25 protein-coding genes and 1 pseudogene are annotated in these 26,816 nt (G+C 42.3%); 1 reads left to right on the top strand and 25 read right to left on the bottom strand.

Annotation, left to right across the window (positions count from 1 at the left end):
• Positions 1–134 precede the first annotated feature (134 nt).
• From glf to M72_RS05070, 19 genes and pseudogenes are all read right to left on the bottom strand, one after another.
• A complete protein-coding gene (gene glf / locus M72_RS04980; protein WP_055067413.1) occupies positions 135–1,250 on the bottom strand; it encodes a UDP-galactopyranose mutase in 1,116 nt (371 codons plus the stop codon).
• 10 nt (positions 1,251–1,260) lie between these two features.
• Positions 1,261–2,253 (bottom strand): acyltransferase family protein, encoded by a 993-nt coding sequence (locus tag M72_RS04985; RefSeq protein WP_055067414.1) that lies wholly within the window; start codon positions 2,251–2,253, stop codon positions 1,261–1,263.
• A 20-nt stretch (positions 2,254–2,273) separates the two neighbouring features.
• Positions 2,274–3,764 carry a polysaccharide biosynthesis C-terminal domain-containing protein gene (locus M72_RS04990; RefSeq protein ID WP_055067415.1) on the bottom strand — a complete coding sequence of 497 codons (1,491 nt, stop codon included), beginning with the start codon at positions 3,762–3,764 and terminating at the stop codon, positions 2,274–2,276.
• Positions 3,754–4,557, bottom strand: a complete 804-nt coding sequence (locus M72_RS04995) for a LicD family protein (protein WP_206541805.1) — start codon at positions 4,555–4,557, stop codon at positions 3,754–3,756. The genes M72_RS04990 and M72_RS04995 overlap by 11 nt, the downstream gene beginning before the upstream one ends.
• A gap of 549 nt (positions 4,558–5,106) precedes the next feature.
• Positions 5,107–6,534: an IS110 family RNA-guided transposase gene (locus M72_RS05000; RefSeq protein ID WP_055067417.1), complete on the bottom strand. Its 1,428-nt coding sequence runs from the start codon at positions 6,532–6,534 to the stop codon at positions 5,107–5,109.
• A 1,223-nt stretch (positions 6,535–7,757) separates the two neighbouring features.
• Complete coding sequence (locus tag M72_RS05010) at positions 7,758–8,864, bottom strand: hypothetical protein (protein ID WP_055067419.1); 1,107 nt, start codon at positions 8,862–8,864, stop codon at positions 7,758–7,760.
• 47 nt (positions 8,865–8,911) lie between these two features.
• Complete coding sequence (locus M72_RS05015) at positions 8,912–9,907, bottom strand: glycosyltransferase family 2 protein (RefSeq protein WP_055067420.1); 996 nt, start codon at positions 9,905–9,907, stop codon at positions 8,912–8,914.
• Between the two features lie 10 nt (positions 9,908–9,917).
• Positions 9,918–10,223, bottom strand: a complete 306-nt coding sequence (locus M72_RS05020; protein WP_055067421.1) for a glycosyltransferase family A protein — start codon at positions 10,221–10,223, stop codon at positions 9,918–9,920.
• A 3-nt stretch (positions 10,224–10,226) separates the two neighbouring features.
• Positions 10,227–11,405, bottom strand: coding sequence for a radical SAM protein (locus M72_RS05025; protein ID WP_055067422.1), 1,179 nt, complete (start codon positions 11,403–11,405; stop codon positions 10,227–10,229).
• A 148-nt stretch (positions 11,406–11,553) separates the two neighbouring features.
• Positions 11,554–12,528 carry a glycosyltransferase gene (locus M72_RS05030; protein ID WP_055067423.1) on the bottom strand — a complete coding sequence of 325 codons (975 nt, stop codon included), beginning with the start codon at positions 12,526–12,528 and terminating at the stop codon, positions 11,554–11,556.
• Positions 12,529–12,545: 17 nt separating this feature from the next.
• Positions 12,546–13,745, bottom strand: a complete 1,200-nt coding sequence (locus M72_RS05035) for a glycosyltransferase family 4 protein (protein ID WP_055067424.1) — start codon at positions 13,743–13,745, stop codon at positions 12,546–12,548.
• A 6-nt stretch (positions 13,746–13,751) separates the two neighbouring features.
• Complete coding sequence (locus tag M72_RS05040) at positions 13,752–14,879, bottom strand: glycosyltransferase family 4 protein (protein WP_055067425.1); 1,128 nt, start codon at positions 14,877–14,879, stop codon at positions 13,752–13,754.
• A 163-nt stretch (positions 14,880–15,042) separates the two neighbouring features.
• A pseudogene (locus tag M72_RS16750) lies at positions 15,043–15,186 on the bottom strand (AAA family ATPase); the annotation flags it as partial.
• A gap of 34 nt (positions 15,187–15,220) precedes the next feature.
• Positions 15,221–16,681, bottom strand: a complete 1,461-nt coding sequence (locus M72_RS05045) for a sugar transferase (RefSeq protein ID WP_055067426.1) — start codon at positions 16,679–16,681, stop codon at positions 15,221–15,223.
• A 115-nt stretch (positions 16,682–16,796) separates the two neighbouring features.
• Positions 16,797–17,348: a leucine-rich repeat protein gene (locus M72_RS05050; protein ID WP_055067427.1), complete on the bottom strand. Its 552-nt coding sequence runs from the start codon at positions 17,346–17,348 to the stop codon at positions 16,797–16,799.
• A 56-nt stretch (positions 17,349–17,404) separates the two neighbouring features.
• The gene (locus tag M72_RS05055; protein WP_141652697.1) at positions 17,405–18,175 is read right to left on the bottom strand and encodes a CpsD/CapB family tyrosine-protein kinase; all 771 of its coding nucleotides are present in this window, start codon (positions 18,173–18,175) and stop codon (positions 17,405–17,407) included.
• The gene (locus tag M72_RS05060; RefSeq protein WP_055067428.1) at positions 18,175–18,954 is read right to left on the bottom strand and encodes a YveK family protein; all 780 of its coding nucleotides are present in this window, start codon (positions 18,952–18,954) and stop codon (positions 18,175–18,177) included. The genes M72_RS05055 and M72_RS05060 overlap by 1 nt, the downstream gene beginning before the upstream one ends.
• Before the next feature lie 3 nt (positions 18,955–18,957).
• A complete protein-coding gene (locus M72_RS05065; protein WP_055067429.1) occupies positions 18,958–20,004 on the bottom strand; it encodes an LCP family protein in 1,047 nt (348 codons plus the stop codon).
• Entirely contained in the window at positions 20,001–20,702 is a 702-nt protein-coding gene (locus M72_RS05070; protein WP_055067430.1) for a CpsB/CapC family capsule biosynthesis tyrosine phosphatase, read from the bottom strand. The genes M72_RS05065 and M72_RS05070 overlap by 4 nt, the downstream gene beginning before the upstream one ends.
• A 258-nt stretch (positions 20,703–20,960) precedes the next feature.
• Here M72_RS05070 and M72_RS05075 point away from each other — a divergent pair, with 258 nt between their 5' ends.
• Complete coding sequence (locus M72_RS05075; RefSeq protein ID WP_055067431.1) at positions 20,961–21,329, top strand: helix-turn-helix domain-containing protein; 369 nt, start codon at positions 20,961–20,963, stop codon at positions 21,327–21,329.
• Between the two features lie 149 nt (positions 21,330–21,478).
• Here the strand turns inward: M72_RS05075 and atpC are convergent, their stop codons facing one another.
• The 6 genes from atpC to atpF are packed head-to-tail and all read right to left on the bottom strand — an operon-like array spanning position 21,479 to position 26,803.
• The gene (gene atpC / locus M72_RS05080) at positions 21,479–21,883 is read right to left on the bottom strand and encodes an ATP synthase F1 subunit epsilon (protein ID WP_055067432.1); all 405 of its coding nucleotides are present in this window, start codon (positions 21,881–21,883) and stop codon (positions 21,479–21,481) included.
• Positions 21,884–21,910: 27 nt separating this feature from the next.
• On the bottom strand, positions 21,911–23,308 hold the full coding sequence (atpD, locus tag M72_RS05085) for a F0F1 ATP synthase subunit beta (protein ID WP_022045276.1): 1,398 nt from the start codon (positions 23,306–23,308) through the stop codon (positions 21,911–21,913).
• 20 nt (positions 23,309–23,328) lie between these two features.
• Positions 23,329–24,189: an ATP synthase F1 subunit gamma gene (gene atpG / locus M72_RS05090; protein WP_055067433.1), complete on the bottom strand. Its 861-nt coding sequence runs from the start codon at positions 24,187–24,189 to the stop codon at positions 23,329–23,331.
• Positions 24,190–24,216: 27 nt separating this feature from the next.
• Positions 24,217–25,725 (bottom strand): F0F1 ATP synthase subunit alpha, encoded by a 1,509-nt coding sequence (atpA, locus tag M72_RS05095; protein WP_055067434.1) that lies wholly within the window; start codon positions 25,723–25,725, stop codon positions 24,217–24,219.
• Positions 25,722–26,288, bottom strand: a complete 567-nt coding sequence (atpH, locus tag M72_RS05100) for an ATP synthase F1 subunit delta (RefSeq protein ID WP_055067435.1) — start codon at positions 26,286–26,288, stop codon at positions 25,722–25,724. The genes atpA and atpH overlap by 4 nt, the downstream gene beginning before the upstream one ends.
• Positions 26,276–26,803, bottom strand: a complete 528-nt coding sequence (atpF, locus tag M72_RS05105; protein ID WP_055067436.1) for a F0F1 ATP synthase subunit B — start codon at positions 26,801–26,803, stop codon at positions 26,276–26,278. Before atpF ends, atpH begins: the two co-directional genes overlap by 13 nt.
• Positions 26,804–26,816: the final 13 nt, after the last annotated feature.

A 26,816-nucleotide genomic window follows, 5' to 3' on the forward strand; every position in this document is an offset into this window, starting at 1 on the left:
AATTTCGCACCGTTAGTCATTAACCTGAGCAGGCACTTGTCTTAAGTTGACATTAGGTTGACCACATTGGGGTCTGACCCCAATGTCTGTTCCGAACCGCTCCATGTCTTCACCTGGGGCGGTTGCTGTTTTTCCTAATCCAATTCCTTCTCTGTCAGCTCCAGCGCCGAAGCAATCACAGCATCCATATCATAATACTTATACTCGCCCAACCGTCCGCCAAAGATTACCTTCTGCTCCTTGTCTGCCAGCTTCTTATATTCCTGATACAGTGCACCATTCTTTTCATCATTCACCGGATAGTACGGCTCATCACCGACCTTCCACTCCGAACTGTATTCTCTGCTGATCACCGTCTTCGGAATATCATTTCCGGCATCATCCTTGCCAAACTCAAACCACTTGTGCTCGATGATCCTCGTCCACGGCGTCTCTCGATCCGTATAATTCACCGCCGCATTTCCCTGAAAATTCGGTTTGTCCAGCACTTCCGTCTCAAAGCGTACAGAACGATACTCCAAAGCACCCAATTGGTATTCAAAGTAAGCATCAATCGCCCCTGTATAAACAATCTTATCCGCCAAAGCATCCAGCTTTGTCTTATTCTCGAAATAATCCGTATCCAAACGCACTTCAATTCCATCCAGCATATTGGCAACCATCTTCGTATAGCCGCCCACCGGAATCCCCTGATACAAAGCATTAAAATAATTGTTATCAAACGTCAGTCGAACCGGCAGTCGCTTAATAATAAAAGCCGGAAGATCCTTGCAATCGCGCCCCCACTGCTTCTCCGTATAACCCTTGATCAGCTTCTCGTAAATATCCTTGCCAACCAGAGAAATCGCCTGTTCCTCCAGATTGTGCGGCTCCGTAATACCGGCTTCGTTGCGCTGCTCCTCAATTTTTGCCGCAGCCTCCTCCGGTGTCACAACGCCCCACATCTTATTGAACGTATACATGTTAAAAGGCAGCGAATACAACTCTCCCTTATAATTCGCTACAGGACTGTTCGTAAAACGATTGAACTCCGCAAAACGCGTAACATAATTCCACACTTCTTTATTATTTGTATGGAAAATGTGCGCACCGTATTTGTGCACATGGATATTCTCAATATCCTCCGTATAAACGTTGCCTGCAATGTTCGGGTGCTTGTCGATCACAAGCACTTTCTTACCGGCATCCGTTGCCTGTCTGGCAAATACCGAACCGAATAAACCGGCTCCAACAATTAAATAGTCGTACATAAACTTATTCTCAACTTTTTACTAACACATCTCCAAGTTTTTTGTTTACATTCAAATATGTATCTGAAATTTTTTTGCTTCCAAACGTAAAAATAGTTATTATCGTAACGCATAACGACAATAAGATTCCTACTTCGATATGACTGAACAAAAAATCAGCGGTCCAAATATAGTCAATAAATTTATACAAAATCTTTACTGAAAAAGCTGACGCTATGTAAATACACGCTGTCCTACTTCCGTAGACTGTATACCATTTCTTCTCATTCGAAACTAAATTAACGATACAGAGAATGGCTACGATTCCTACCCCATAAGCAAACAAGCGTGTCACCACTCCCTGCAAGTTATTCATACCAGATTCCTGATAACATTGAATATTTTCATATGCTTTAACCGGAATCATATTTTTGATGTGTAGCAGAATCACACTTATTGACAATATTACTGACATAATTACAGAATAACGTTTCGGCATTTTTCGAACTTTCGCTATCGTTGCTTCATCAGCTAATACCCCTAACAAGAAGTATGGGAAAAATACAATTGTTCTAGAAATCGCCAAAAAACGATCCGCTTCATGAATTCCACCAACATATAAACCAAGTAAAATCGATAAAATAAATATTCCCTTTATTCGCTTTAAATCATCAATCAGCAAGCGCCAAATCAACAAACTAAATAAATACCAAAAAATATATTTAGGTGTAAGAATATTAATAGCTAACGTTTTCTCAGTACATAACGCAAAAATGGTGTTAAATATAAAGTACGGTATTGCACAATTAATAATTGTTTTTCTCGCACCTTCGCCCCCCCGTCGTACACTTTTCGAAAAATAACCTGATATGAATACGAATACCGGCATATGGAACGAATAAATCCATGCTCTAATGATCGCATAATTATGTTCCAAACTGATTTCTTCTAATGAATGTCCAAACACAACTAATACAATCAAAAGAAATTTCAAATTATCAAATAAATAATTTCGTTCTTTCAATTTTTTCTACTCTCACTTCCTTATCTCTTTAAATATTTGGCAAAAAAAGTTAGCTCTTTTTTAAAGAACAGAACACTTGTTAATAAGATGCAGCCTCCAACCACTGCACAATACAAAATTGCATGAATTACCCAATTCATAACTGTCACTACGCGAAGCGGTATGACCAGACTGCAAATCATAAATCCGATGGCAACACTTATCGCGAACAGGCAAAACTTCTTATAGAAAATGCTCTGTACTCGACCCGGAACGATTTTACTCGTGTAATACACATGAAACATCATCCGGTAAGTCATCCCCACGATGGTTCCTACCGCCACACCAACCAGCCCGAATTTATGCACCAAAATTACTGAAATCACTATGTTCAGCAGTGCTTCTATATACGCAGGTACCGTAATCTCCTTAAATTTATTTGCGGCATATGCGAGATTCAGGTGCGGAAACTTCACTAGATAGAGTCCTTCTGAAATGATAAGCAGAATGCCAAATATCGGTTGATTGTAGTTTGTATCTGTCACGTCTCTTGTGTATAACAGGATAAAGGGATTAATCAGTAATGCCGTCACCGTGAAGATAAAAAACACCAGAACAAACACTACATACTCATATAGATCCAGCTTCTGATTTAACTCTTTCCAGTCCTTTTTTGCATAAGCCTGTCCTACCGTTTGTGAAAGACCAGAAAGACATGCCTGCACAAGTGCTTTTATCCCATTACTCACAAGCCCATACACACTATATACAGAAACCGTTTTAAGGTTCGTAAGAATGGTCAAGATGGTGATGTCCGTGCTGCCATGAATAAACGCTGCCAGATTGATTGCAAATCCACTCCATCTCGATTTTATTAATGAATACTCCGGATCTGTACTCCAATCAATCCTATAGTCTCTTTTTACGATATACCCAAAAATGACCGGCTGAAGTATGAATAGGATGCCGCTGATCAACTTGAGTATATGAATACTCGGATAAATCCATACGGAAATCAGTGCAAATATCACATTGCAGATGACAATCAGCGTCTGCGTAAAATTAACAGCATATGCCCTCTTATCCGCATTCAGCAGCGTCTTTAGCGTAATTGAAAACATATACTGAATCAGCACCGCAATCGATAGAATCAGCGTAAGAGAGCATACATAGGCGAAATTAAACTCTGTTTTAAAAAGAAGCGGATAAGCGATTGATAGTCCTACGGAGTACGCTACAAACAAGATACCGATCTTCCTAAAAAAAAGATTTGCAGTTACCATGACCGCCGATATTTTCTGCTCATCCTTTTCTACAATCGGTTTATACAAATTTGCCATGACTACACCTGTAATACCACCCTCTACTAACGAAATATAGCTCAGAAACTGGTTCAATGACGATACTAGCCCATTTACTTCTGATCCAAAGCATGTGAGAATGATCTTAGGCAATATAAAACCGCTGAGAATCGTAAACGTCTGTAGTATTAATCCCGAAATCATATTGATCAGGGTTGCTTTATTTCTCATAATCGTTCACTCTCCATGGTTTAATTCCGTGATTAACACGTTTTTCCTCTGGTGGAAGTGTCATATAATCGCCATAAATACATCTGAGATATGTATCGTAATCTTTAAATCCTTTAACGGTCATCGTTTCAAACCGATACTCTCGCATTTCGTCAAATACTTCCTTCGGAACAGCTTTCGTCCCCCACGTACTATCCTCAACGTATATGGAATCTGACACCTTAATCCTGGAACAATTTCTAATAAGCAGTCGGATAAAAAACTCTGGTGAACACAGTTTGGAAATTCCATACCAAAAGTAATTCCATATTATATGTCGACAATTTCTAGGATGGCTCGTGTAATATTGTGAATTTGCAAACCAAAGCAATTTTTTTAGAATCGGCCGTACCGTAGTATTCAGCAGTTTAATCCTAAATACGCTTTTACCCATGCCGTCAAATGGGAAAATATCGATCCATAGGCGCTGTGTATCACGCGTCCCTTCTTCCTTAACGTAGATATCCGGGTTAACTATTTTCACGAATGGAAACAAACTATTACCAAGTTCGAATCCGATTGCTTCTAACTGACCAATCTGCTTCTTCTCTTTGAGAATCTCAACCATTCTATCGTAATCTGGTCTTAGAATGCCGATATCGATATCATCATCCCATGGAATAAACCCTTGATGCCGTACTGCACCAAGCATCGTTCCGGATGTAATGCTATATCTAATATCATTTGCATCTAAAAAATCTATCGTTTCCTTCAGCATTAGTAATAACTGCTGCTTGGTTTCCTCATTGCTCAAATAAACCATACGCTACTATTATTTCCTTCCTATAATTTCAAGCCCCAAATCATTGATTTTTGGACTTTTTCTTTAAACAGTTACCTTATAACAAGTGCTAAAGTGCATGAACATTCATTGTATCAAGTACTGAATAGCTGAAAACAGGTACACCAAATAAAGCATCCATTGCTTTATAAAGGCTATAATTCCTCTGTTCTACTATGATGATGAACCTTCCGTGTCTAATAGCATCATGTGCCAACTTCCTTCGTCCCATCTGCTCATACACTGAGTGCCGGCTAAGCTTTCAAACAGGGTCATGCCCCTACGGAGAGAACTACTGCCAGCTACAGCTCTTGTTTGTTTTGATTGTTACTGACCTTCCTTTGCTGCAGGGACTCTTTTCAGTGGACGCCTCCCCTGCTTTATCAGTTGGTCTTGGTGCTGATGTAGTGCACTCCACACTCCATCTGGTTTATGGGTTTCTTTTCCAGAACCCTGCCCGAATCCAGATAAACTCTGAATCCCGGCAAGGGTCTGGATTTGTAATGCTGTCTTAAGTAGTACTTATGCTGCCTGTGGTATTGACTGATCTGGTCTTACAATGTCTCCCAACAGTTTCTTCGGATCATATGTTGTCCCTTTTGTCAGAATTGTAAAAATCACCCTCAGTATCTTGCAGGCAATCACTATGAGCGACTGCATCTTCTTTAGCGGATTTTGCTTCCTTGTCGTATAGTAAACATGAAGTTCCTTAAATTCTTCCGAATGTGCCACTGCCGACTTTGCCGCCTGGAATAACCAATATCTGAGTCGTTTGCGTCCTCTGTGACTGATTTTGGTCTCTCCGGTATGCTTGCCCGAACTGCAGGCTACCAATCCTAATCCGCTTAACTTCTGGATTTTCTTTACATTGTCAAATCTTGATATGTCCCCGTTCTCTGCAAGTATCCCAGACAGGATGTTTTCACCGATTCCTGATATTGCCAGAATGTTCTTTGCATATGGAATCTCATTGCATCTTTGATTTAACTGGTTTTCTATATCTGAAAGCTGCTCATCAAGCTCGATAATCCGGCTGACGAACCACTTAACAGCCTGTCTGCCGGCATCCGCTCCATCCTTGATCCCTACGCTTTTCCTTACGTATTCCAGAATAGATGATGCATTGGCATAGCCTCGTCCACGAAGCTTCGCCTCATGCCATATCTGTTTCATTCCCTCTGTTCCAAGGGCAGCCAGTTCATCCGGAAATGGTGCCTCCTTAAGCAGTTCTAAACTAAATGCTCCGTCTATTTTTCCAAATGCATCCTTGTATTCGGGAAAATAGATTTTCATCTCTCTGTGAAGCCTGTTAAGATTCCGGATCCTGTCTTCATTCAACTGATCTCGAAACATCGAAAGACGTCTGATATCTGCATAAAGTTTTTCCGGAAGATATGGCATTCCAAAGTTGCCATCCTTAACCAGATTTGCAATAAGCTTCGGATCCTTTTTGTCATCCTTAAGCTGGCTGTTGTCTTCTAACTCTTTTGTCTGCTTTACTGCGTATGGATTCACCTGCACAACACTGATTCCCTTTGCAACCAGCCAGGTTGTCAGACAGAACCAGTAATGGCCGGTAGGCTCCAGCCCTAAGACAATCTGTTTCTTATCATTTGCAGCTGCAAGCTTAGTACTCCAGTCTAACATTCTTTCAAAGCCCTCTGCCGTATTACTAAAGCCAAAAGCGGACTTACTGAGTTCTCTTCCTCTGGTATCAATTGTCCTCACATAATGTGTCTCGCTGCCAATATCGCATCCTAATATCAGCATGTCATCACTGACGAATGAAAGCTTATCGTTTTTGTCAAACTTACCTTTGGTTTCCAACTCATGCCAGGTAGATGCTTTTAACTCTGCCTTAATAGCATCAGCTTTTGCAATAATCTCCTGCTGTTCAAAAATATTTACTGATAAAACTTGATTTTTCTTCTTTGAGCCTTTAATATTCATTGTAGATACCTCTTGTATTCGTTAGATTTTACCAACTTGCCGGTCAGTAATAATCTAATTTTACTTGAGGTATTTTTTCGTCAATCTCTTGACCCATTTAAATTATACAGGAAGCTTTTCCAAATCTATTTCTTGGTACAGCTATCCCTCTATCAATATACGTACCTTAACCATCTGAAGTTCTTCAATCTCTCAAGTTTAAATATAATTGCGCAGATTGCTCCACATATCATCACCGTAATCACAAACACAAGCAGCGATGATTCCCCTGCAAATCGTTGAATCAGATGTCCCACGACTGCTATCACAGAACCATGTGTCACATATATAATCGTACTCGCTTTACGTAATTCAATGTTTCTTCCATGCAACTATAGTTTCCAATCCTTAGCAATCAGAAATAGGCCCACACAACAAAGTGGAGGCATAACATATACATCATTATTGATGCTCCCTGACACACCTCCTATCCATCTCCATTCGATATAGAGGAGACAGCATAACGCGAATGTAAGTAGGTATAAAACTCGTTTCTCCATACAAAAACGCTCTCCCTTCTCAGCTAATTGCTTTCCGCTCCAAATATAAAAGAAAGATACAGGAAAGCTTAAATACGGTACAGTAAAGACCTTTTCATATGCTGCGATAAGGGAGGCACCCATATTTCCACATGAAAAAACGCTATATAGAGATGACCTATAGTGTACAGTCACATAGACAAGCATACAGATTCCCAATAGTATCTGTGCCTTACAGTGCCTGGACAGATGCCAAATCAGCAAAACACCCTCAATAAGCGCGGAAATATACCAAGAGGCCATAAATGTCCCTCCAAAAAGCACTCCCCGAATCGTTCTTGCGATTCCACGAAGCACTCCTGAATCAAACCATCTCCTTCGGTAAAGAATAAGCGGTAGCTGAACTACTGTCCAAAACAAGTACATCCGTACATTCTTGAAGATGAAATCATGAAGTATCTTCTTCTCATCGTCATGATGCTTATGCAATTTTGAGAACAAAAAAATAGGACGACATTATAAAGAAGAGGGGAACCGCCACCCGAAGCCATGGGTACAAATACTCCGGAAAGAGACCTATGTGTATCGTAACCACCATCACCGACAAGACCAGTTTAAGCGCATCAAGGCTATCTGTCTGTTTTTAGGAATCTCTCAACATTATACACTAGAACAATAATGCTTAACGTATTTCTTTCGCCTATATTACCCATATTGCTTTACCTCATTATTTAAATAATAACAAGCTAATATTAATCCCAAATTCAAAAATAAAGCGCTATACATATTTTCGCATATAGAATATAGTGTAAAAGCAAGGATAATATTAGCCTCCAAATACTTTTTTTCTTTTCCAAATTTCCACACGCTCCAACAATACAAAATTGTAAGCAGCAGAAACAAAATAATCCCTTGCATTAAAATTACATACCATAAACTATTATCCAAAGAAAATGGTAATTGCTCTGCTTGTATATTTGTTCCAAATAAGGACCAATCAACATAATCAAACATTCTATATGCCAAACTAAATCTTCCCGTTAAGACATAATCGAGCGCAACAAGAGCCTTGCTTTTTCCATATGTATACACTGCAATCAAATCGAATAGAATGGCACCCATCTCTAAAAATAATAAAGCTTTAGGTATTAATGATTCAGAAGACTTTCCTTTTGTTTTTTGAATCCAAAAACATACAAACAAAAACAAAGTAATACACACCAATCCTGTTCTAGTTTTCGTATAATAATACAAGAAAATTGCTATTAATTCAAACGTCACTATTTTCTTAGTACTCTTATTTTCATCTAAGTAAATAATGCCACATATTATTCTAAAAAAAGCTGCTAACACACCATTAGGATGCGAGAAGCCAAACGCATATCGCTCAACATCTATCATGTGAATACCTTCATATCTTCCTATAACATAGATGTTCTGTCCCTCTATAATGGAAGAAATAATTGTTAAAATGAAAAGTATGATATTACAATATGTCCAACATTTTACCAAAATTCTAACATTGCTTTTCCTCATAGCCATTATAAAAATGGTAATAACAAGAAATGTTTCATCTCCTTTTGCATATAAAAGCAGAAGTGAAAAAACAAACGAAATCATAAAAACTATCCACTCATTTTTTCCGTATTTCGTACATGAAATTTTAGCAATCATGCAAACAATACCTATTACAACCATACTATTTGTAACAATTGGACTAAATTCTAATTGTAACGTAGATAAAAAATATCTTAGCACCATAATGATTACACCTAAATATAACCAATCGCTTCTATTTATTTTAATTTTCATTATCGTTCCTTTATAATAACTGTCATAATAAATTCCGGACTTTTTATTTATCTTAATCCTTTTATTTTTAGATAAATTCTTCGAAAATCCGAAAATATTTGTTTCATTTTAACTTGTTCACTTTTCATTATCCCAAGTTTTAATTTACTAATCTTATTAACCTTTTCACATAAATCGCCATCTATATTTTCTATAATCTCTGTAAATTTAGAATTAGCTTTCGAATCCCATACATTTACACTTATCATACTCATTTCAAGACCAAACAATTCATGAATTAATTGTTCAGTCTCTTGAATCATTAATTCAACTTTCTCTTTTTTTTCATAGTTTCCACATTCAATACACTCTAAAATTTTCTTATATTTTTTTTCGCAATCCTGTATACATATATATGGATACGTCCTTATCCTGTTATCGCCACTTTTTGACTCTTTATAATATAAATAAGTATCCACATTTGCATACATCATCTTAGGATTACAGCATAAAAAAGATAACAAAAACAACGCATCTTCCCCACTTACCATTGTTTCATCAAAAAGAAGTCCATTTCTTTCTAAAAAATCTTTTTTCCAAAATTTAGCGTATGGTCCATTGATTTTTCCATCCATTATTAACCTTTTGAGAACCATATCATATGTTGTTCCTAACATATTTCCCCATCTGCATTTATGTTGACCAGCAACAAATATCAAATCTGTAAAGACTAAATCCGCGTTTTCATAACCGTGAACAAATTGGTCAAACACATCTGTAATAATTGTATCATCGGAATCAACGAAATAAATATATTCCCCTTTTGCTTTTCTAATACCTTCATTTCTTGCAGAACTAACGCCACCATTTTTCTTTCTAAAGTATTTAAACCTTTTATGATTGTATGAATAGTCTGCACAAAACTCTCCAATTTCTCCTTTTGATCCATCGTCTATCAATATACATTCGTACTCTAGTTTTTCAATACAATTTATAGACTCAAAACATCTCTCTAATATAAAAGGTTCCGTATTATAGATTGGCACAATAAAAGATAACTTCATTAGTCCCCCCTTATTCCTCGACAAAATCACTTTTTCTTTTCCATACATTATATATCAATATTCCGGGTAAAAAGGATATAGACACAAGCAGCTTAGTTTTAATATTACTATACAAAAATTTTGCCGTATATCCAGCAAATTTTCCGTACACAATATACTGAATTGCACCTTTTATGCGATATTTCCATTTAAGTTCCGGTTGCATAAACTCAATTACCCATTCAAAATCTTTGCATGCTTGCTTTTTCAGTGAGTTGTACAGTTGCGGCAACATCCCCGCACGATTATATGTAGGGGTTAATATAGTTAAAAGCATCCTTTACTCCTTCATTTGCAGTTCAATGTCTGCATTTACAATTTCTTCGCCAGTTTTATACTTTAACTGCTCTTTACTGGCTTCACTCAGTCCATTATTAACAACACAATTCAAATCGCATGTGCTACATTTATCTAATTCCTCTTTTGTGACTTTACCATCACGATAATCTCGACAAATTTCAAGTTCATACATACTATATGGATGTTTTGTAAACAAAGCTTTAAACTTATGTATCAATACCCATGCGGCAGGCTTCCAGATGTATTTGTGCATAGCAGGAGAAGCGGAACCAATCATCCAACAATCTCGATCACAACAACGAACTTTTTTTCGAACCCTCTCCGCTTGTTCACTATGCCATAATTCATCCCAACTTTGTGTATTCAAATTTCCCATAACTTCTTTATCTTTCGTTCCATTACACGGCATGACATCGCCGTACGGATCGATAAAGAATGTATCAAAACTCATGTCGCAAGGCAACAAACGTTTTTGCCCATAAATGTAGTTGATTAAACCGTGGTTAAAATAGGCACGAAACCATTTTTTAGGGCTATTGCTCCGAAGTAATTCATTAACTAAACATTCAAAATTCTTAGCAACCATTGGACGATCATGTATGATGTTCTTTGCCTCAACAAAATAGAAACTATTATGTAAAGAAGCAGTTGCAAATTCCATCCCCATCTCATCAGAAATCTTGTATAACGGAACTAAATCTGGCGCATTCTTGTCCTGTACCGTCATCCCAAATCCTACATCCTTCATCCCCATCTCACGCAATTTTTTTAACGTACTATAACCACGTTGATAGCCATTCTGCAGACCGCGAATTTCATTGTTAGTCTGCTCCAGCCCCTCAATAGAAATGCGAATTCCAATCTGCGGAAACTCTTTACATAAATCGACAATGCGATCCGTAAAAAATCCATTAGTTGAAATAACAATCCGATCCGACTTCTTGTACAATTCACGTACAATGTCCTTTAGATCCGTGCGAATAAATGGTTCCCCACCAGTAATATTCGTGAAATACATCTTAGGTAGCTTTTTGATAGTTTCAATACTAATTTCCTCTTCCGGCTTGGAAGGTGCCTTATAACGGTTGCACATAGAGCAACGAGCGTTACAACGATAAGTAACGATGACCGTACCATTTAACTTCTTTTCTTCAGACATGATTAACTCTCCTATTGTTTACTCTCTCTTAAGAATGTTTCGATTATATTTAAAAACCGCTTGGCACATACCGAGAACACAACCGAACCACAGATGACTGCAATCGCTGTGAAAATATATGCCAGCAAACCATTTTCAAATATAAGGGTTACCGGCGTTCCTCAAGCATCCCCCACAGTGTCTTTGCATATTTTTCCTCTGAACACTCACTTTCAAGAAAGCTCTTAAACTTTGCCGCACTAACATCGGCTTCTTCTCTATGCTGTAAGTAGTACTGGATTGTATTTTTCCAGTCTTCAATATTCCTTCTGCACAAAGCACCTCTGCCATCGGCGAAATACTCCTGTGTGGTTACTGTATCCGACGTAATCGCCATCTTCCCATTGGCGGCTGCCTGATAAAAAGCAATCAATCCAGCCGGTGCCTCAGTATCCAACGGCGTAACTACCAACTGTGACTGACACATAAACTCAAGGAATTCCTGCTCAGGAATGTCCGACTTCACCACCATATTTTTGCCAAAGTTCTCTTTGTACTCTTCATACTTATCTTTCGGCATAACACAGTTGAATGTAACTTCCGGCATCGCCTGTGCAATTCTAATCAAAAACTCCCAGTCGCGACCGTTCCGGCCGCCGCAGAACACGGTATTCGGATTAACTTTTCCTTCATATTCAACGCTATAACCACCATGATAGGTGTCATGCAGCAGCGTGTACCTCTTATGGATTCCGAGCATTTCATTCAAATGCTCACCGTACTTCTTGGAAGTCACAGTTGCCTGAACCTTTCTCGATTTCAGCATTGGCTTATATAAAAACTTTGCCAGCTTATTTTTTGCAGTTGCTTTATCTTTGAGCAGGATATTTAGCGCAATAATCTTTCTATTTTTGAACTGTACTTTACACAACCACCAGCACAAAACTGCCATGAAGTCGTACCAGCAGATGATAGTGTCACCCTCCGTCGACTGCTTGATCACATTCTTGCAAGCTGCCAGCATTTCTTTGGTGGAATTACATTTCTGTGGAGGATAAATCTGCCGAATCTTGGCTGTTTCATAGCCGTTCAGAAATGTCATATTCTGTTTATCCGCTGGGTTATCAAACAGCATATAAACCATCGGCCTACCCTCCTCTCTTACTGGTACACCTTCATAATTTTCTCGTAATACTCATCAATGGTATCGAAGCTGATGTCCTTACAGTTCGCACTGTACTTCGCACACAGCTTCTTATCACCCCAGAGCTTCTCTATCTTTCTCTTCAAATGTTCGCAATTACCGCTTTCAAACAGCTCGCCGGTCTTGCCAACCTGAATCAGCTCCGGGATGCCACCAATGTTCGCACCCAGCACCGGCGTGCCGTACATCTGAGATTCCATCACGGAGAACGGACAGTTCTCATACCACTCAGACGGGTAGATGGAGAACCGTGCTTCACGAATGAGTTTTTCCAGTGCCTCACCCTTCTGGAAGCCCACGTTCTTGATGTTCTTAACACCATTCACCGTCTCTTCCAACGGTCCAGTACCGGCGAAGATGAACTGTACATCCGGCAGTTCCTTACAGACCTTGATGAGTGTGCCGATGCCCTTCTCCTCGGAGAAGCGGCCAAAGTAGAGGACGTAATCCTTCTTCTCTGTCTCTTTCCACTCTACCTTATCAATGAAGTTGTGCATTGCCACGGTCTTGGTCGCAAACAACGGATTGCTGTCCATCTTGCTCTTCATGAACTCGGAGCAGCAGATCATCATGTCGATGTATTTATAAGTGCCTTTCCACTTCCAAAACTCTGCCTCCATCATGCCGATGGCACTTTTCGCAGTGGAACCGTGGATGCACTTGCCTTTCATGCAGTTCATGAAATGGCCGCCGAGGCACTTCTCACAGTTCTCATGTGTGATAGTGTTCTTTAATTGATGGTTCGGACAAACCAGCTGGTAGTCATGTGCCGTGAAGATGATTTTACAATCTCTTCCGGTCTCCTTGCGCCACTTCACGATTTCCAGGATGATGGACGGTGTCAGCTGGTAGTTGAAGTTGTTCAGGTGACAGACATCCGGCTGGTAGTCATCTAGTACTAGTCTTAATTTTTCTCTTGCTTCCTTGCTGTAGATGGTCTTGATCGGGTAGGTCAGCTTGCTCAGTTTGCTACCACCGTGGAAGTCCATATCAGATGTATAAGCATTGACACGGTTGCCCACGCAGCGGCCTTCGTGCTCCATTCCGAAGTACTGAACTTCGTGTCCGTGCTGCTCCAGTGCCTCACCCAGCTTAAATATGTACGTCTCCGATCCGCCGTTTGGATATAGAAATTTATTTGTTATCAATACTCTCATCTATTATTATCTCCTGTACAGTTTCATCGTTTCCTTTACAACTTCATCCCAGTTATATTTCTCGCAGATAAAGTCAGCTGCCTGATTCTTCATTTTCATAACCATTTCAGGATGGTCACAGGCCTCTTGCAGTTTTTCTCGCAAGTCCTCTACATCTGACTTTTTGAAAATCAATGCCTTATCTTCCACAACCTCTGCGCACTCTGGAATGTCGGAAACCAGACAGCAGTTGCCGTAGCTCATTGCCTCCAGTAGACTTAGCGGCATTCCTTCCAGATCGGACGGCAGCGTGTAGGTGTAAGCGTTGCTGTATAGTTCATCCAACATTGCTCCCTGTACAAACCCGGTAAAGAAAATCCGATCGTCACCCTTCGCCAGTTCTTTCAATTCCTCCATAAAGGAATCCGTATCACTGGAGCCGCCTGCGATAACCAGCTTTTTATCCGTCTTGACATTCTTGAAGGCCTCAACCAGATATCGAATCCCCTTTTCTGGCACCAGACGACCGAGGAACAATATGTATGAGTCATTTTTCAGCCCGAACTTATCTGTAATCAGACTTGCTTCCCGAATCTGCGGCCTATTCACGCCATTAGGGATAAAGTGCGTTTCTCTTCCATAAGTTTCCTTAAAATAGTCCTGCACTCCTTTGCTCAGAACAATGACCTCGTCCGCATATTTCGCAGCATTTTTTTCGCCTTGGTGGATAAACTTAGAACCAAGTCCTGATTGCCATTTCTCGCGCTGCCAATCAATGCCATGGACGGTAACTACAACTCTTTTACCAAACATCTTCGGCAGCCATGTAAAAAAAGCTGGTCCTTCGGCATGAATATGTACTACATCATATCTTCCGAATGCGCTGTAAAGAGCCGCAAAAAAAGATGAACTTACAGCCGCAAGTCCGCGCCGTTCAATGGTCGGAACAGACTTCTGACGGATTCCCTCGTACTCCGTTTTACCAGCATCGTCATATTCTGCACCACTCACATGATGGCCTGCTCTGTTGTAACAGGTCACGTCACAGCCATTCTGTGCCATTCGGGTGCAGAGCTCTTTGACAACGATTTCTACTCCGCCTTCTCTCGATAATCGCTTCTGTCCGAACATCGCAATCGCAAGTTTCTTACTCATAAATCTTTCCCACAATCCCACTCAATTTCTTCATCAATATCTCAGCCAACACAAAGAACGGATAGGCTTGCTCACCTGTCCGCTGGCTGTCACCCCACCCTCTTGGTCGAAATTTCTTCCTGTGCGGCATTTCTGCCGCTCAGAAAGATCATTCGTTCATTCCCATATGGATGACATCATATTGATTCAGGTGCAACTTAAAATCCGATGATTTACGGATTTCTAATCCCGAAAACATGTTTTCAGAATCACACCCTTTGCTATAATACGCGGCAAGCATATTTGCAGCATAGGATTTCCCAAACCTTCCCATAAATGCCCTCTCCTTTCCCATTTACCGCTCACATCGCACCTTCATGTCTCAGCACGACTCCCACTGTTTTGCACAATATTTTCACATCAAGTCCCAGACTCCAGTTCGCAATATAACTGCGATCAAGTGCTACCACCTGTTCAAAATCCGTAATCTCACTGCGCCCGCTTACCTGCCACATCCCGGTGATCCCCGGTTTGATTGCCAGGCGGCTTCTATGGTGCAGCTCATATTTCACCCACTCATCTTCCGTTGGTGGTCGTGTACCTACCAGAGACATATCCCCTTTGAGTACATTCCAGAACTGTGGAAACTCATCGATGGACCAATCACGGATCTTATTTCCAAGCCCCTTTTTTATCGTCCCGTCCGGCAGACGCCTGCTGCCGATGATGCGCGGGTCAAAATCCAGTTTAAACATCATTCCGTCCGATACACGGTTTTCTGCGGCAAGTGCTGCTTTGCGCTCCTCCGCATCCAGATACATACTGCGGAATTTATAGCACGTAAATTTCTTGCCATTCTTTCCGATCCTGGTCTGTCCGAAGAAGATCGGACCGGGCGATTCATGATAGATCATCGGTGCAAGGATCAGAAACAGAATTCCTGTGAGGATGCAGCCGACGATGCCTCCGAGAATATCTATCAGCCGTTTGAGAAACAGTTCCCAGGTACTCACGGTACGGATGCTTGTAGTCAGCACCGTGTATCGTCCCAGTTTTTCCACAAACTGTTTGTTCGCCGCCAGCTCCATCCGGTTGGCAAGTTTCAGATGTACCGTTACTCCCATTTCCGTCAGCTGGTCGATCCATCTGTCTACCCGCGGATCATTTGGCTGCAGATCGATAAATACTTCATCCACCCATGCATGGCACAAGTAATCCATAACAGATTCTCCCTCTGCCACAAATGGGATGTCCCCCAGTTTTTCGGGAAGTGTTTTCTTTTCATTGACATCGATCACAGCGATTCCTCGAACCTGAAACAGTTCATAGCTGTGATGTTGGATATCTTCCTGCACCTGTGGAAGATTGGCCCAGTCGGTCAATATCACGATAGAATTCTTTCTTCCAAGCCGCAGATTCCGCAATACATGCCGTTTCCAGAGAATTCTTGTCCCATAACTGATTATAGCATAAAAGATAGCGGTCAGAAACAGTGTAATACGCGAAAAATCCCCCGCATCTTTCACAAAGAACAGATAAAACACGGCAAACAGTATCACCAGGCTGACCTGACGCATGGTTGCCGCCAGTTCTATGAGCAGTCCACGTTTCAGAACGTTCTTACATGTATTTAAAAAGAACATCATGCATACATCAATCAGGATCAACACGATGGCAAGGTTTCCATACACGGAATTGGAATATAAATTCAGGTTCCGGTGTCTGACGAGATACGCCAGGAAAAAAGAAACCTGCAGACACAGAATGTCCAGTATCACAAAATCAATGTGTTTGATCCAGCTGTTTTTTGCTTTTTGATACATGATGTCTCCTTTCTTTCGTTTTTATGATTCTTATTACTTTTGTTCATTCCCAATTTTTTCTATAGGAAAGGGCACAGCAGAATCAACTCTGTGCGCCCTTTTCAAGAACCCGAGATTATTTAGAAACTTTCTTTACGGTTCCTTTGAATCCGGCTTTCTTCAGCTGAGCCTTGAATGCTTTCAGCTGCTTTGCAGACATACCGGAAACCTTGATTGTCATCTTTTTGGTGTCTACACCCTTAAATGCAGTCTTATCAACCTTTACGGAAGCAGACTTGATGACGATTGTCTTTACAGACTTTGCACCTGTAAATGCCTGAGCGCCAATGGTCTTGATGCTGGCTGGAAGTGTAACAGTTGTAGCTTTTGTAGCATTTGCAAAAGCTTTTGCTCCAATCACTGTAACCTTGTAAGAGACTCCATCTACAACAACCTTAGAAGCTACTGTAACACTCTTCTTTGTTGTCTTTGGTAAAGCCTTTACGGTTGCTGTACCGTTTGCTGTGGTACTTACCTTTGCGCCATTATCAGCCTTGACGTTTGTCTGTTTTTCCGGAGCTGGAGCTACGGTTGCAGAATCTGTTGCAGCATAAGCAGTACAAACAGATCCAAACATCATAGTAGCAGCGGTAATACCTACCAGCACCTTCTTAATTAATTTGTTCATTGGGATATAATCCTCCTTCCCTGATTATTTATGTGAAAACCCTTTCGGGGAATCACCTACTTCTGCTCTGTGCCATAGCCATAATATTCATGTTTTCCATAGTAGCCATAGCCTTTTCCATAATAACTCTTGCCATAGTAGTTGCCATATTTGTGATAATATCCACTTGCAGCGCCTTTGGCACGGCTGAGTGCAATGCCGACAACCGGACACCCGGCACGCTCCAACTGGCGGATCGAATTACGAACCATTGCCTTTGGCGTTTCTCCTGCGCGGACAACCAGCAGTGCGCCATCACACAGCGAGCCAATCTTTTCTCCATCCGATACCAGATTCAATGGTGGAGCATCAATAAACGTATAACGATAATTTTCATCCAGTTCCTCAAATGTACTTGTCAGTTTCTGTCCTTCGAGAAGCATGGACGGGTTAATAATATTTTCTTTATTCGGAAGGAGATCTCCCGCTCCGATATTGGTACGCAACACATATTTGTCCAGCGTATCGTCACTTGCCAGATAATCGGAAGTTCCCAGAATTTTTCCATTGTCTTCCCGGACAACCTGATATTTGTCAACCATAACACTCTTGCGCAGATCCATGTCCACAAGAATGCTCTTGCTGCCGGCTTCTGCCATCTGCCGCCACAGCTGCATGGCAACAAAACTTTTTCCCTCATCTGGAGCGCTGGATATCACCATGATTTTTTTCACTTTGCTTCCAAGAAAGCTCACATTGACGCGCAGACGGTTCAGTGCTTCCTCTACCGCATACGGAAGTTTCGGCATATTCTGGACGGTCGCACGGTTTTTCGGTGTAAATTCCATTACTTTTTCTTCCTTCTTTTCTTTTTCTCTTTACTGATCGCTTTTTCTACCTCATCGGAAATTTCTTCAATGTCCCCCTCCGGAATAACGGTAAACGGCATAATACCAAATTCTTTTTCGACATCCTCTGCCGTATTTAAGCTGTCGTCCATAAGCATACGTACCACGAAGATCACGGCTACAAGAAGCATTGCAACAACCGCTCCGAGAATAATATTTTTGGCAAGGTTCGGCGAACTCGGTTCATCTGGAACCACTGCATATTCCGCAATGGTCGGCTGTGCATTCTCAGATGCATTCATAACTTTCGGAATATAGGTTACCGCTGTATCTACAAGTTCATTGACTATCGACTGGGCAAGTTTTGGATCATTGTCCTCCACCGACACGGCAAGTAACCGTGAATCCCCGACAACTGAAATATCTACTTTTTTCAGCAGATCTTCATATTCCATATCCAGATTCAGATTATCGATGACTTCATTGAATACGGGACGGATTTTGATCAATTCGGTATAGTCCTGGGAAAGGGATGTTCCGATATTAAAATCCGACAGATCAAGCACACTTCCACTGGATGCGGAAATCATATACATTTTTGCAGTTGCCGTATATTTTGGTGTGATCAGAGAATGTGTGATGGAGCCTGCAATCACTCCCCCGATCACAAATGCGAGAATCAGCCATACCAGCTTTGCCCGCAACAGATAAAAAATTTCAAGCAGATCAATTTCGGTTTCTTCGCTGTTCTGCTCTGTCAGTTGGTTTTCCTGGTTCATTCGTTACTTTCCTTTCTCTTGCACCAGTGGATACAGTTGTTTCATGGATGTCTCCAGTGAATCTTCATCCATATAAAACTCCCAGTGCTTTTTCCCATCGTGCAGCTTTTCTCCAATTTTGGATGTACCGTCGATTGTGATAATTCCTTTGTCTGTATATCCCTGCATATCCTTTAACAGGGCAGTTAGATCATTCATCTTAATATCTGTCGTCGCATACGGGCGCAGCCGGTCGTATAATTTCACGGTCGCATTGACATCCCCCGCATTCTGTTTTTTTATCTTTTTCATGAATGCATTTAAAAAGATCTGCTGGCGGCGCATACGCTGCGTATTGCGATCGTCATCCATGGCATACCGGGACTGCATGAGCAGTTCTGCCTGCCGGTCTGTCAAGGTAAGCGTTGTCCCTTTTTGCATAGCCGGATCCAGCTTGGTCATATCATCTTCCAGTGTAACGGTTACTCCCCCCACCTCATGATTCAGAAGTGGCATTGCATCCATTTTCAATGCATAGTATCCATCAATAGGCAGACCGCCAAGCATTTTTGATACGGTCTCAACCGTATTGTCACAGCTTGCAGCCTTGTCCTTTCCATACCAGTGTGCCGTACAAAGCTGCATCTGTGCACTGGCATTGGCACTTCCGTCTTGCAGAAGCATTGGCACTTCGGTGATTGTGTCCCGGTTCAGCTGCAAAATCCCATATGCTTTTTCTTCTTCATCCACAACAACAAGCATCAGTGCATCTGCCATCGAGCCATGATATTCTTCTCCTTCGGCATCTTCGTTTCCGCTTTTGTCGGTTCCGATAAAGAGATACGTCTGAACCGGATGGGCAAATTTCCAGGTCTTTTTATGTAGCTTGATCGAGACGGTTTTTTCTTGAAATTCTTTCCAGACACGCTGCGTTTCATTTTCTGTGGCTGCCTGCTGGATACGCACGTCGTGCCGATCCATCCCACGGATGATAAAATATACAGCAATGATTACAAGTACGGCAATGATAATTTCTATAACTGCACGCATGGTTTTCTTTTTTTCGCTCACTGCAGTACCTCCCTGGTCAGGCGATCCGTTTTCTGGAGGAACGCTTCGCCAAATCTCTTTGCTAGCACGATGCGCCCCTCGGCAAGATTTGGATGCCGGGTATCCATGTTGTGACAATCACTGCCAAGAATAATGGTTGTGGCTTCTTTTGCAAGCTGAAACGCTTTATGCCTCTTTTTCCAGTTCAGAAATACGCCTGCATTCATCTGCTTGTATAACGGAAGTTCCATGACGGCATCCCAGATTTCTTTTTTCTTCTGGAATTCGTAATAACGCTCAATATGGGCAAGGACAACTTTCAGTTTCTGGTGTCGTACCAGTTTCTCCACATCTGCATAAATGGCAGAATTCCACTGGGCAAACGGCATTTCCAGAAGAAGTGTCTGTGTTCCTTCCACACAAAGCTTCGGGATCATTCCAGCACTTCCGATTCCCTGAAAGTAATAAACTTCCGCTGCCAGATGCAGCTTCTGATCCAGATTTGTCTCTGCCATTTTCGTTTTCAATTTTTCATAGCTGCACTGTCTGCGCAATAAAAATTCTTCCACAGAATCTTTTTGTGCATAAAAATGAGGAGTTGCTACGATTTCATCAACCTGCTGCTCCCTCTGCGCTGCTAACATGTTCAGTGACATTTCTATGTTTCGACTTCCGTCATCTATTCCCGGAAGAATATGTGTATGAAAATCAATCAGCATTTTTTATGGCCCATAATTATTTCATAATCATATTTGTTTGTAACAAGAGATATTTTACCTCATATCTTTATCCTTTCACAGTACGTTTACACGCGAAAATTGGCGAATTTCCAAGTTTTTCCGTTTGTAAACGCACAAATACTCAAGTCATAAACGCACCTATATTTTACGTTTGAAAAGTGTTTATTATATTTTAATAACTGATACTATCTTTATATAAGAAGATTTGGAATTTTAGGGAATACAGAGGATTACGAAATGAATAAGAAACGGGAACCTTATGATAGAATTGCAGTTGGCGAACGGATTCGCCATAAGCGGATACAACTTGGACTCTCACAGGATGAACTGGCGGTGCGGATCAATCGGGCAACAAAATACTGTTCCGATATTGAACGCGGGATGTGTGGTATGTCTGTGGAAACCATGCTGGCGATTGCCAAATCGTTAGATATGAATTTAGATTATATGATGTTTGGAGAAATCTCTGAAACAGAGCGGGAATGGCAACAAAAAGATGCAATGACACTGATCCACATCATCGAAAAGGCGCCCGCCTCCCAAAGAAATTATGCGATACGCCTTCTCAAACTATTTATTGCTGCAACCGGGAATTCGCCTACATAGACCCGTTCTTTTTCACGACTTCCGGTACACAATATCTCCTCATTTGTATACAAACTTACTACTACGATTGTACCAAACTCCGGTGTAAAAGTCCATAAAAGAGGGAGGATATTCCCATGAAATACCCTCCCTCTTATTTCCATTTTCACTTATCGATACTCTGCAAGATTAATACGGATCAGAGCCTTATGCAATGCAAATTCCGCGCGCTTTAAATCCAGATTGTCATTTCTGTTGTGAATCCGCTCCTCTGCTCGCTCTCTTGCGGCTTCCGCACGCTCCAGATCAATCTCTTCCGGCCATTCTGCCAGTTCTGCCAGAAGTGTTACCTTATCTCCCAGAATCTCGGCAAATCCGGCATGCACTGCTGCCACCTGTTCTTCATCCCCATGATGGATCGTGACAAGCCCCGGTTCCAGTACCGTTGTAAGTGGAATGTGATCACGATATACACCGATCTCGCCGGATTCCGTATTAAACTCCAGCAGATCCGCAGTTCCCTTATAAAAAACGCGGTCCGGCGTGATGATTTCTACATCAAATGTCTTTTCCATCTCTGTTTCCTCCAGCCGGCACACACATTACCCTGCATATGCCGCCTTTACCTCATCAATTGTTCCGGCATTCAGGAAATAACTTTCCGGCACGTCATCCAGTTTTCCATCCAGAATTTCACGGAATCCGCGGATGGTCTCTTCCACCGGAACATATTTGCCTTCCAGTCCGGTAAACTGTACTGCCACGGAAAACGGCTGCGACAGGAATCTTTGTACTTTACGTGCCCGGCTGACAACAAGCTTATCATCCTCCGACAATTCATCCATACCGAGAATTGCGATGATATCCTGCAGTTCTTTATATTTCTGCAAAATCTCCTGTACTCCACGCGCAACCTTAAAATGTTCTTCCCCGACAATTCTCGGGTCAAGGATACGCGAAGTAGAAGCCAGCGGGTCCACAGCCGGATATATTCCAAGTTCCACGATGGAACGATCCAGTACCGTTGTGGCATCCAGATGTGCAAACGTTGTGGCCGGTGCCGGGTCTGTCAGATCGTCGGCCGGCACATATACCGCCTGTACGGAAGTGATAGATCCGTTCTTTGTGGATGTAATCCGCTCCTGTAGTGCCCCCATCTCGGTCTGTAAGGTCGGCTGATATCCTACTGCGGACGGCATACGTCCGAGCAGGGCAGACACTTCCGATCCTGCCTGTGTAAAACGGAAAATATTATCAATAAATAACAGAACATCTTTTCCGCCTTTATCACGGAAATATTCTGCCATCGTAAGTCCGGTAAGTGCTACACGCATACGTGCCCCTGGCGGTTCGTTCATCTGTCCGAACACCATGGTTGTCTTATCGATAACTCCCGACTCTTTCATTTCATAATACAGATCGTTTCCCTCACGGGTACGCTCTCCGACTCCGGTAAATACCGAATATCCACCATGCTCTGTAGCAATGTTGTGGATCAGTTCCTGGATCAGCACGGTTTTTCCTACACCGGCTCCTCCAAACAATCCGATTTTTCCACCTTTCTGATACGGGCAGAGCAGATCGACAACTTTAATTCCTGTCTCTAACATTTCCTGGGAAGTTGCCTGTTCCTCAAACGAAGGTGCCTTCCGATGAATCGGCCAGTGCTCCTTGGTCTGCGGAGGTGCAATTTCATCGATTGGCTCTCCCAGCACATTAAACAAACGGCCAAGTGTTTTTTCTCCTACCGGTACCGAAATCGGTCCTCCCGTCGCTATAGCATCCATACCGCGGACAAGTCCGTCCGTCGGTCCGAGTGCAATACAACGCACGGTATCATCCCCCAGATGCTGTGCTACTTCAACGATCAGTTCTCCGCCCTTTTTTAAAGGAATACGGATTGCATCATTGATCTCCGGAAGATGTCCTTCCGGAAATTTGATATCGAGCACGGCACTGATCACCTGCGTGATCTTTCCTATTGCTCCTTTATTTTCCATGTTTCTTCTCCTTTATTACGTCACTCTATCGCATTTGCTCCCGCAATAATTTCCGTCAATTCCTGTGTGATAGATCCCTGTCTTGCACGGTTATATTTTAAGGAAAGATCCTCTATCATCTCTTCCGCATTGCTTGTTGCGGAATCCATAGCCTGCATGCGGGCACCGTTTTCACTTGCCACGGCTTCTACCAGTGCCCCATAAAACAGACTTGTCACATATTTTGGAATAATCTGATTCAGAGCCTCCTGTTCGTTTGGCTCATAATTCATAAGAATTTCTCTGGAAGACTTTTCCTCCGAAGGTTCACTTACTTCCACCGGAAGCATGCGGATCAGCTGCGCTTCCTGACTAACGGTATTTTTAAAATGCGTATATGCCAGATAGATCTCTCCTATTTTCCCTTCCGCGAAATCGTCGAGCACTCTCTTACAGAGTGCTGCGGCATCCGGATATGTCGGATTTTCCATAATTTTCGAGGCATCTACCTCGATGTGATATCCTTTTCGCTCCAGTATCTCAATTCCTTTTCTGCCAACTGCATAGATCACGACATCCTCTTTGGCAACATCATCACTTTCTGTGATCAGTTTCACCACATTCGCATTATATCCTCCTGCAAGTCCACGATTCGAAGTCAGTACAACGATCGCTTTCTTTTTGGATTCCCCGCTTCTTAAGTATGGATGATCCATATTGCCGCTGTGTGCTAAAATGGAACTTACCGTCCGGTACATATACTGAAAATAGGGATCTGTCTGTTCTGCCCGCCCTTTGGCTTTCTGGAGTTTTACGGTAGAAACAAGTTTCATGGCTTTGGTAATCTGCTGTGTGCTCTGGATACTTCCTTTTCGTCTTTTTATATCCCTCATAGACGCCATGTGTTATCACCCCCTGTTATCATACCCTCACGCCAGGTATTCTTTTTTCGTTTCCTGAATAGCTGCTATCAGTTTCTGTTCCGTCTCCTCATCGATCACCTGCGTCTCTGTAATCTTTCCGGTAATCTCCGGATATCTGGTATCAATAAGTTCGAGTAACGCATTCTGAAAATGCAGAATTTCCTCTACCGGAATATCCATCAGGTACTTTTTCACTGCCGCATAGATGATAACGATCTGTTTTGCAACCGGCATCGGCTGATACTGCGGCTGTTTTAAGATTTCTTTTAATCGTTCTCCCTGTGCCAGTTTCTCGCTCGTGTCTGCATCCAGTTCGGAACCGAACTGTGCAAATGCAGCCAGTTCCCGGTACTGTGCCAGTTCTGTACGGATAGGCGCCGCAATCTTTTTCATAGCCTTGATCTGTGCGGCTCCTCCTACACGGGAAACGGAAAGTCCTGCATTGATTGCCGGGCGGAAACCGGCATTAAACATCTCCGTCTCCAGATAAATCTGCCCATCTGTGATAGAAATCACATTGGTCGGAATATATGCAGATACATCTCCCGCCTGCGTTTCAATGATCGGTAATGCCGTCAGGGAACCTCCTCCCAGTTTGTCCGACAGACGTGCCGCACGCTCAAGCAGACGTGAATGCAGGTAAAAGACATCACCCGGATAAGCCTCACGGCCCGGTGCACGCTTTAACAGCAGCGACAGGGTCCGGTATGCCATGGCATGTTTGCTCAAATCATCGTAGATAACAAGTACATCTTCGCCATTCTCCATCCACTCTTCGCCGATTGCACAGCCGGAATACGGAGCAAGATACTGCAAAGGCGCAAGTTCACTTGCCGTAGCCGCAACAACGGTTGTATAACTGAAAGCTCCATACTCTTCGAGTGTCTGGACAATATTGGCAACGGTAGAAGCTTTCTGGCCGATTGCCACATAAATACACTTTACCCCCTGCCCTTTCTGATTAATAACCGTGTCAATTGCAATCGCGGTCTTTCCGGTCTGACGATCTCCGATGATCAGTTCTCGCTGTCCTCTTCCGATCGGCACCATGGAATCAATGGCTTTGATACCGGTCTGCAGTGGTGTATCCACTCCCTTTCTGGAAATGACACCGGATGCCACACGTTCTACCGGACGGTATTTATCCGTTGTGATCGGTCCCTTTCCGTCAATCGGCTGTCCGAGCGCATTCACAACACGTCCGAGCAGTGCATTTCCTACCGGCACTTCTACCACACGTCCGGTTGTTTTAACCGTATCTCCCTCATTGATATTGTGCTGACTTCCGAGAAGTACCGCACCGACATTATCTTCCTCCAGGTTCAGTACCATACCGTATACCTCTCCCGGAAATTCTAACAATTCTCCCTGCATCGCATTTTCCAGTCCATGGATACGTGCAATGCCGTCCGCCACCTGAATGACGGTTCCCACATCTGCCACTTCCAGCTGGGAAGCATATCTTTTGATCTGCTCCTTAATGACAGAACTGATTTCTTCTGGTTTTAAATTCATGGAGCGCACTCACCTACTTTCAATTGTATACGTTCTAAGTCTCTTGTCAGATGTTCCAGTCTGGTCCGGACACTGCCGTCCACAACACGGTCCCGGACCCGGATGACCATGCCTCCGATCAGTGCGGGGTCCGTGGTATAATGCATCTCAAACTGAACGTACTTTGTCGTGTCGAGCAGCTTTTGTTCCACCGCCTGTTTCTGTTGCGGTGTCAGTTCCATTGCTGACGTCACATAGGCAGTACCTATTTTTTTATACTCTTTGACACGGTCAATAAAATAAGTGAATACCTGATCTGTCTCCTTATAATGCCCTTTTTGTACAAGCATCCGAAGCAGTCCCACCAGTTCATCACCGATACGTCCTTTGAAAATATCCTCGATCAGTCTGACTTTTTCTTCTTTTTCGATTTTGGGATGATTCATCAGGCGGGTCAGTTCTGTATTTTCACGCAGAATCTGTGCAACAGCCTGCGCCTCTTCATATAATTGATCCACCATATGTTCTTCAACCGCCAGCGCAAACAAAGCATCCCCATATGTTTTGGATACTAATTTTGCCATGTCGATTCACCCATTTCTTTTAATGTTTCATCCACAAGTGTGCTCTGAATCTCTGCGGTAATGGAAGATGCCACAACTTTCTGTGCCATCAGGGATGCCACAGTGATCATTTCCTGTTTCATATCATTCATGGCATGCTTCTTTTCCAGAAGTGCCTCCTCCTGTGCATGTTTTACAATGCGTGCAGCTTCTTCCTTTGCCTCATTGACAATGCGGTTCTGGTTCTTTAACGCCTTTTGTCTGGCATCTGCCAGAATCGTTTCCGCTTCCTTGTCAATTTCTTTTAACTTTGCCTCATACTCCGCTTTCAGCGCTGCTGCTTTTTCTTTGTCGGCGCTGGCCTCATCCAGTTCCGATGAAATGTGATCCTGACGGTCTTTTAAAAGTTTCCGTGCGGGATTAAACAGCAGATATGACATCAGCATATAAAGGAAAAATACTGCAATTGCCAGCAGGGCAGCATCAAAGAGCAGCTGTGGATTTAAATCAAATAAAAATTCCTGTGCAGCTAACACTCGTTTGCCCCTC

This window comes from Roseburia faecis, assembly GCF_001406815.1.
Taxonomy (GTDB): Bacteria; Bacillota; Clostridia; order Lachnospirales; family Lachnospiraceae; genus Roseburia; species Roseburia faecis.

Bases quoted from the DNA above. Each gene is read 5' to 3' on its own strand.
- glf (WP_055067413.1), bottom strand. From the start codon at position 1,250: ATGTACGACTATTTAATTGTTGGAGCCGGTTTATTCGGTTCGGTATTT.
- M72_RS04990 (WP_055067415.1), bottom strand. From the start codon at position 3,764: ATGAGAAATAAAGCAACCCTGATCAATATGATTTCGGGATTAATACTA.
- M72_RS05000 (WP_055067417.1), bottom strand. From the start codon at position 6,534: ATGAATATTAAAGGCTCAAAGAAGAAAAATCAAGTTTTATCAGTAAAT.
- M72_RS05010 (WP_055067419.1), bottom strand. From the start codon at position 8,864: ATGAAAATTAAAATAAATAGAAGCGATTGGTTATATTTAGGTGTAATC.
- M72_RS05015 (WP_055067420.1), bottom strand. From the start codon at position 9,907: ATGAAGTTATCTTTTATTGTGCCAATCTATAATACGGAACCTTTTATA.
- M72_RS05020 (WP_055067421.1), bottom strand. From the start codon at position 10,223: ATGCTTTTAACTATATTAACCCCTACATATAATCGTGCGGGGATGTTG.
- M72_RS05025 (WP_055067422.1), bottom strand. From the start codon at position 11,405: ATGTCTGAAGAAAAGAAGTTAAATGGTACGGTCATCGTTACTTATCGT.
- M72_RS05030 (WP_055067423.1), bottom strand. From the start codon at position 12,528: ATGGTTTATATGCTGTTTGATAACCCAGCGGATAAACAGAATATGACA.
- M72_RS05035 (WP_055067424.1), bottom strand. From the start codon at position 13,745: ATGAGAGTATTGATAACAAATAAATTTCTATATCCAAACGGCGGATCG.
- M72_RS05040 (WP_055067425.1), bottom strand. From the start codon at position 14,879: ATGAGTAAGAAACTTGCGATTGCGATGTTCGGACAGAAGCGATTATCG.
- M72_RS05045 (WP_055067426.1), bottom strand. From the start codon at position 16,681: ATGTATCAAAAAGCAAAAAACAGCTGGATCAAACACATTGATTTTGTG.
- M72_RS05050 (WP_055067427.1), bottom strand. From the start codon at position 17,348: ATGAACAAATTAATTAAGAAGGTGCTGGTAGGTATTACCGCTGCTACT.
- M72_RS05055 (WP_141652697.1), bottom strand. From the start codon at position 18,175: ATGGAATTTACACCGAAAAACCGTGCGACCGTCCAGAATATGCCGAAA.
- M72_RS05060 (WP_055067428.1), bottom strand. From the start codon at position 18,954: ATGAACCAGGAAAACCAACTGACAGAGCAGAACAGCGAAGAAACCGAA.
- M72_RS05070 (WP_055067430.1), bottom strand. From the start codon at position 20,702: ATGCTGATTGATTTTCATACACATATTCTTCCGGGAATAGATGACGGA.
- M72_RS05075 (WP_055067431.1), top strand. From the start codon at position 20,961: ATGAATAAGAAACGGGAACCTTATGATAGAATTGCAGTTGGCGAACGG.
- atpC (WP_055067432.1), bottom strand. From the start codon at position 21,883: ATGGAAAAGACATTTGATGTAGAAATCATCACGCCGGACCGCGTTTTT.
- atpD (WP_022045276.1), bottom strand. From the start codon at position 23,308: ATGGAAAATAAAGGAGCAATAGGAAAGATCACGCAGGTGATCAGTGCC.
- atpG (WP_055067433.1), bottom strand. From the start codon at position 24,189: ATGGCGTCTATGAGGGATATAAAAAGACGAAAAGGAAGTATCCAGAGC.
- atpA (WP_055067434.1), bottom strand. From the start codon at position 25,725: ATGAATTTAAAACCAGAAGAAATCAGTTCTGTCATTAAGGAGCAGATC.
- atpH (WP_055067435.1), bottom strand. From the start codon at position 26,288: ATGGCAAAATTAGTATCCAAAACATATGGGGATGCTTTGTTTGCGCTG.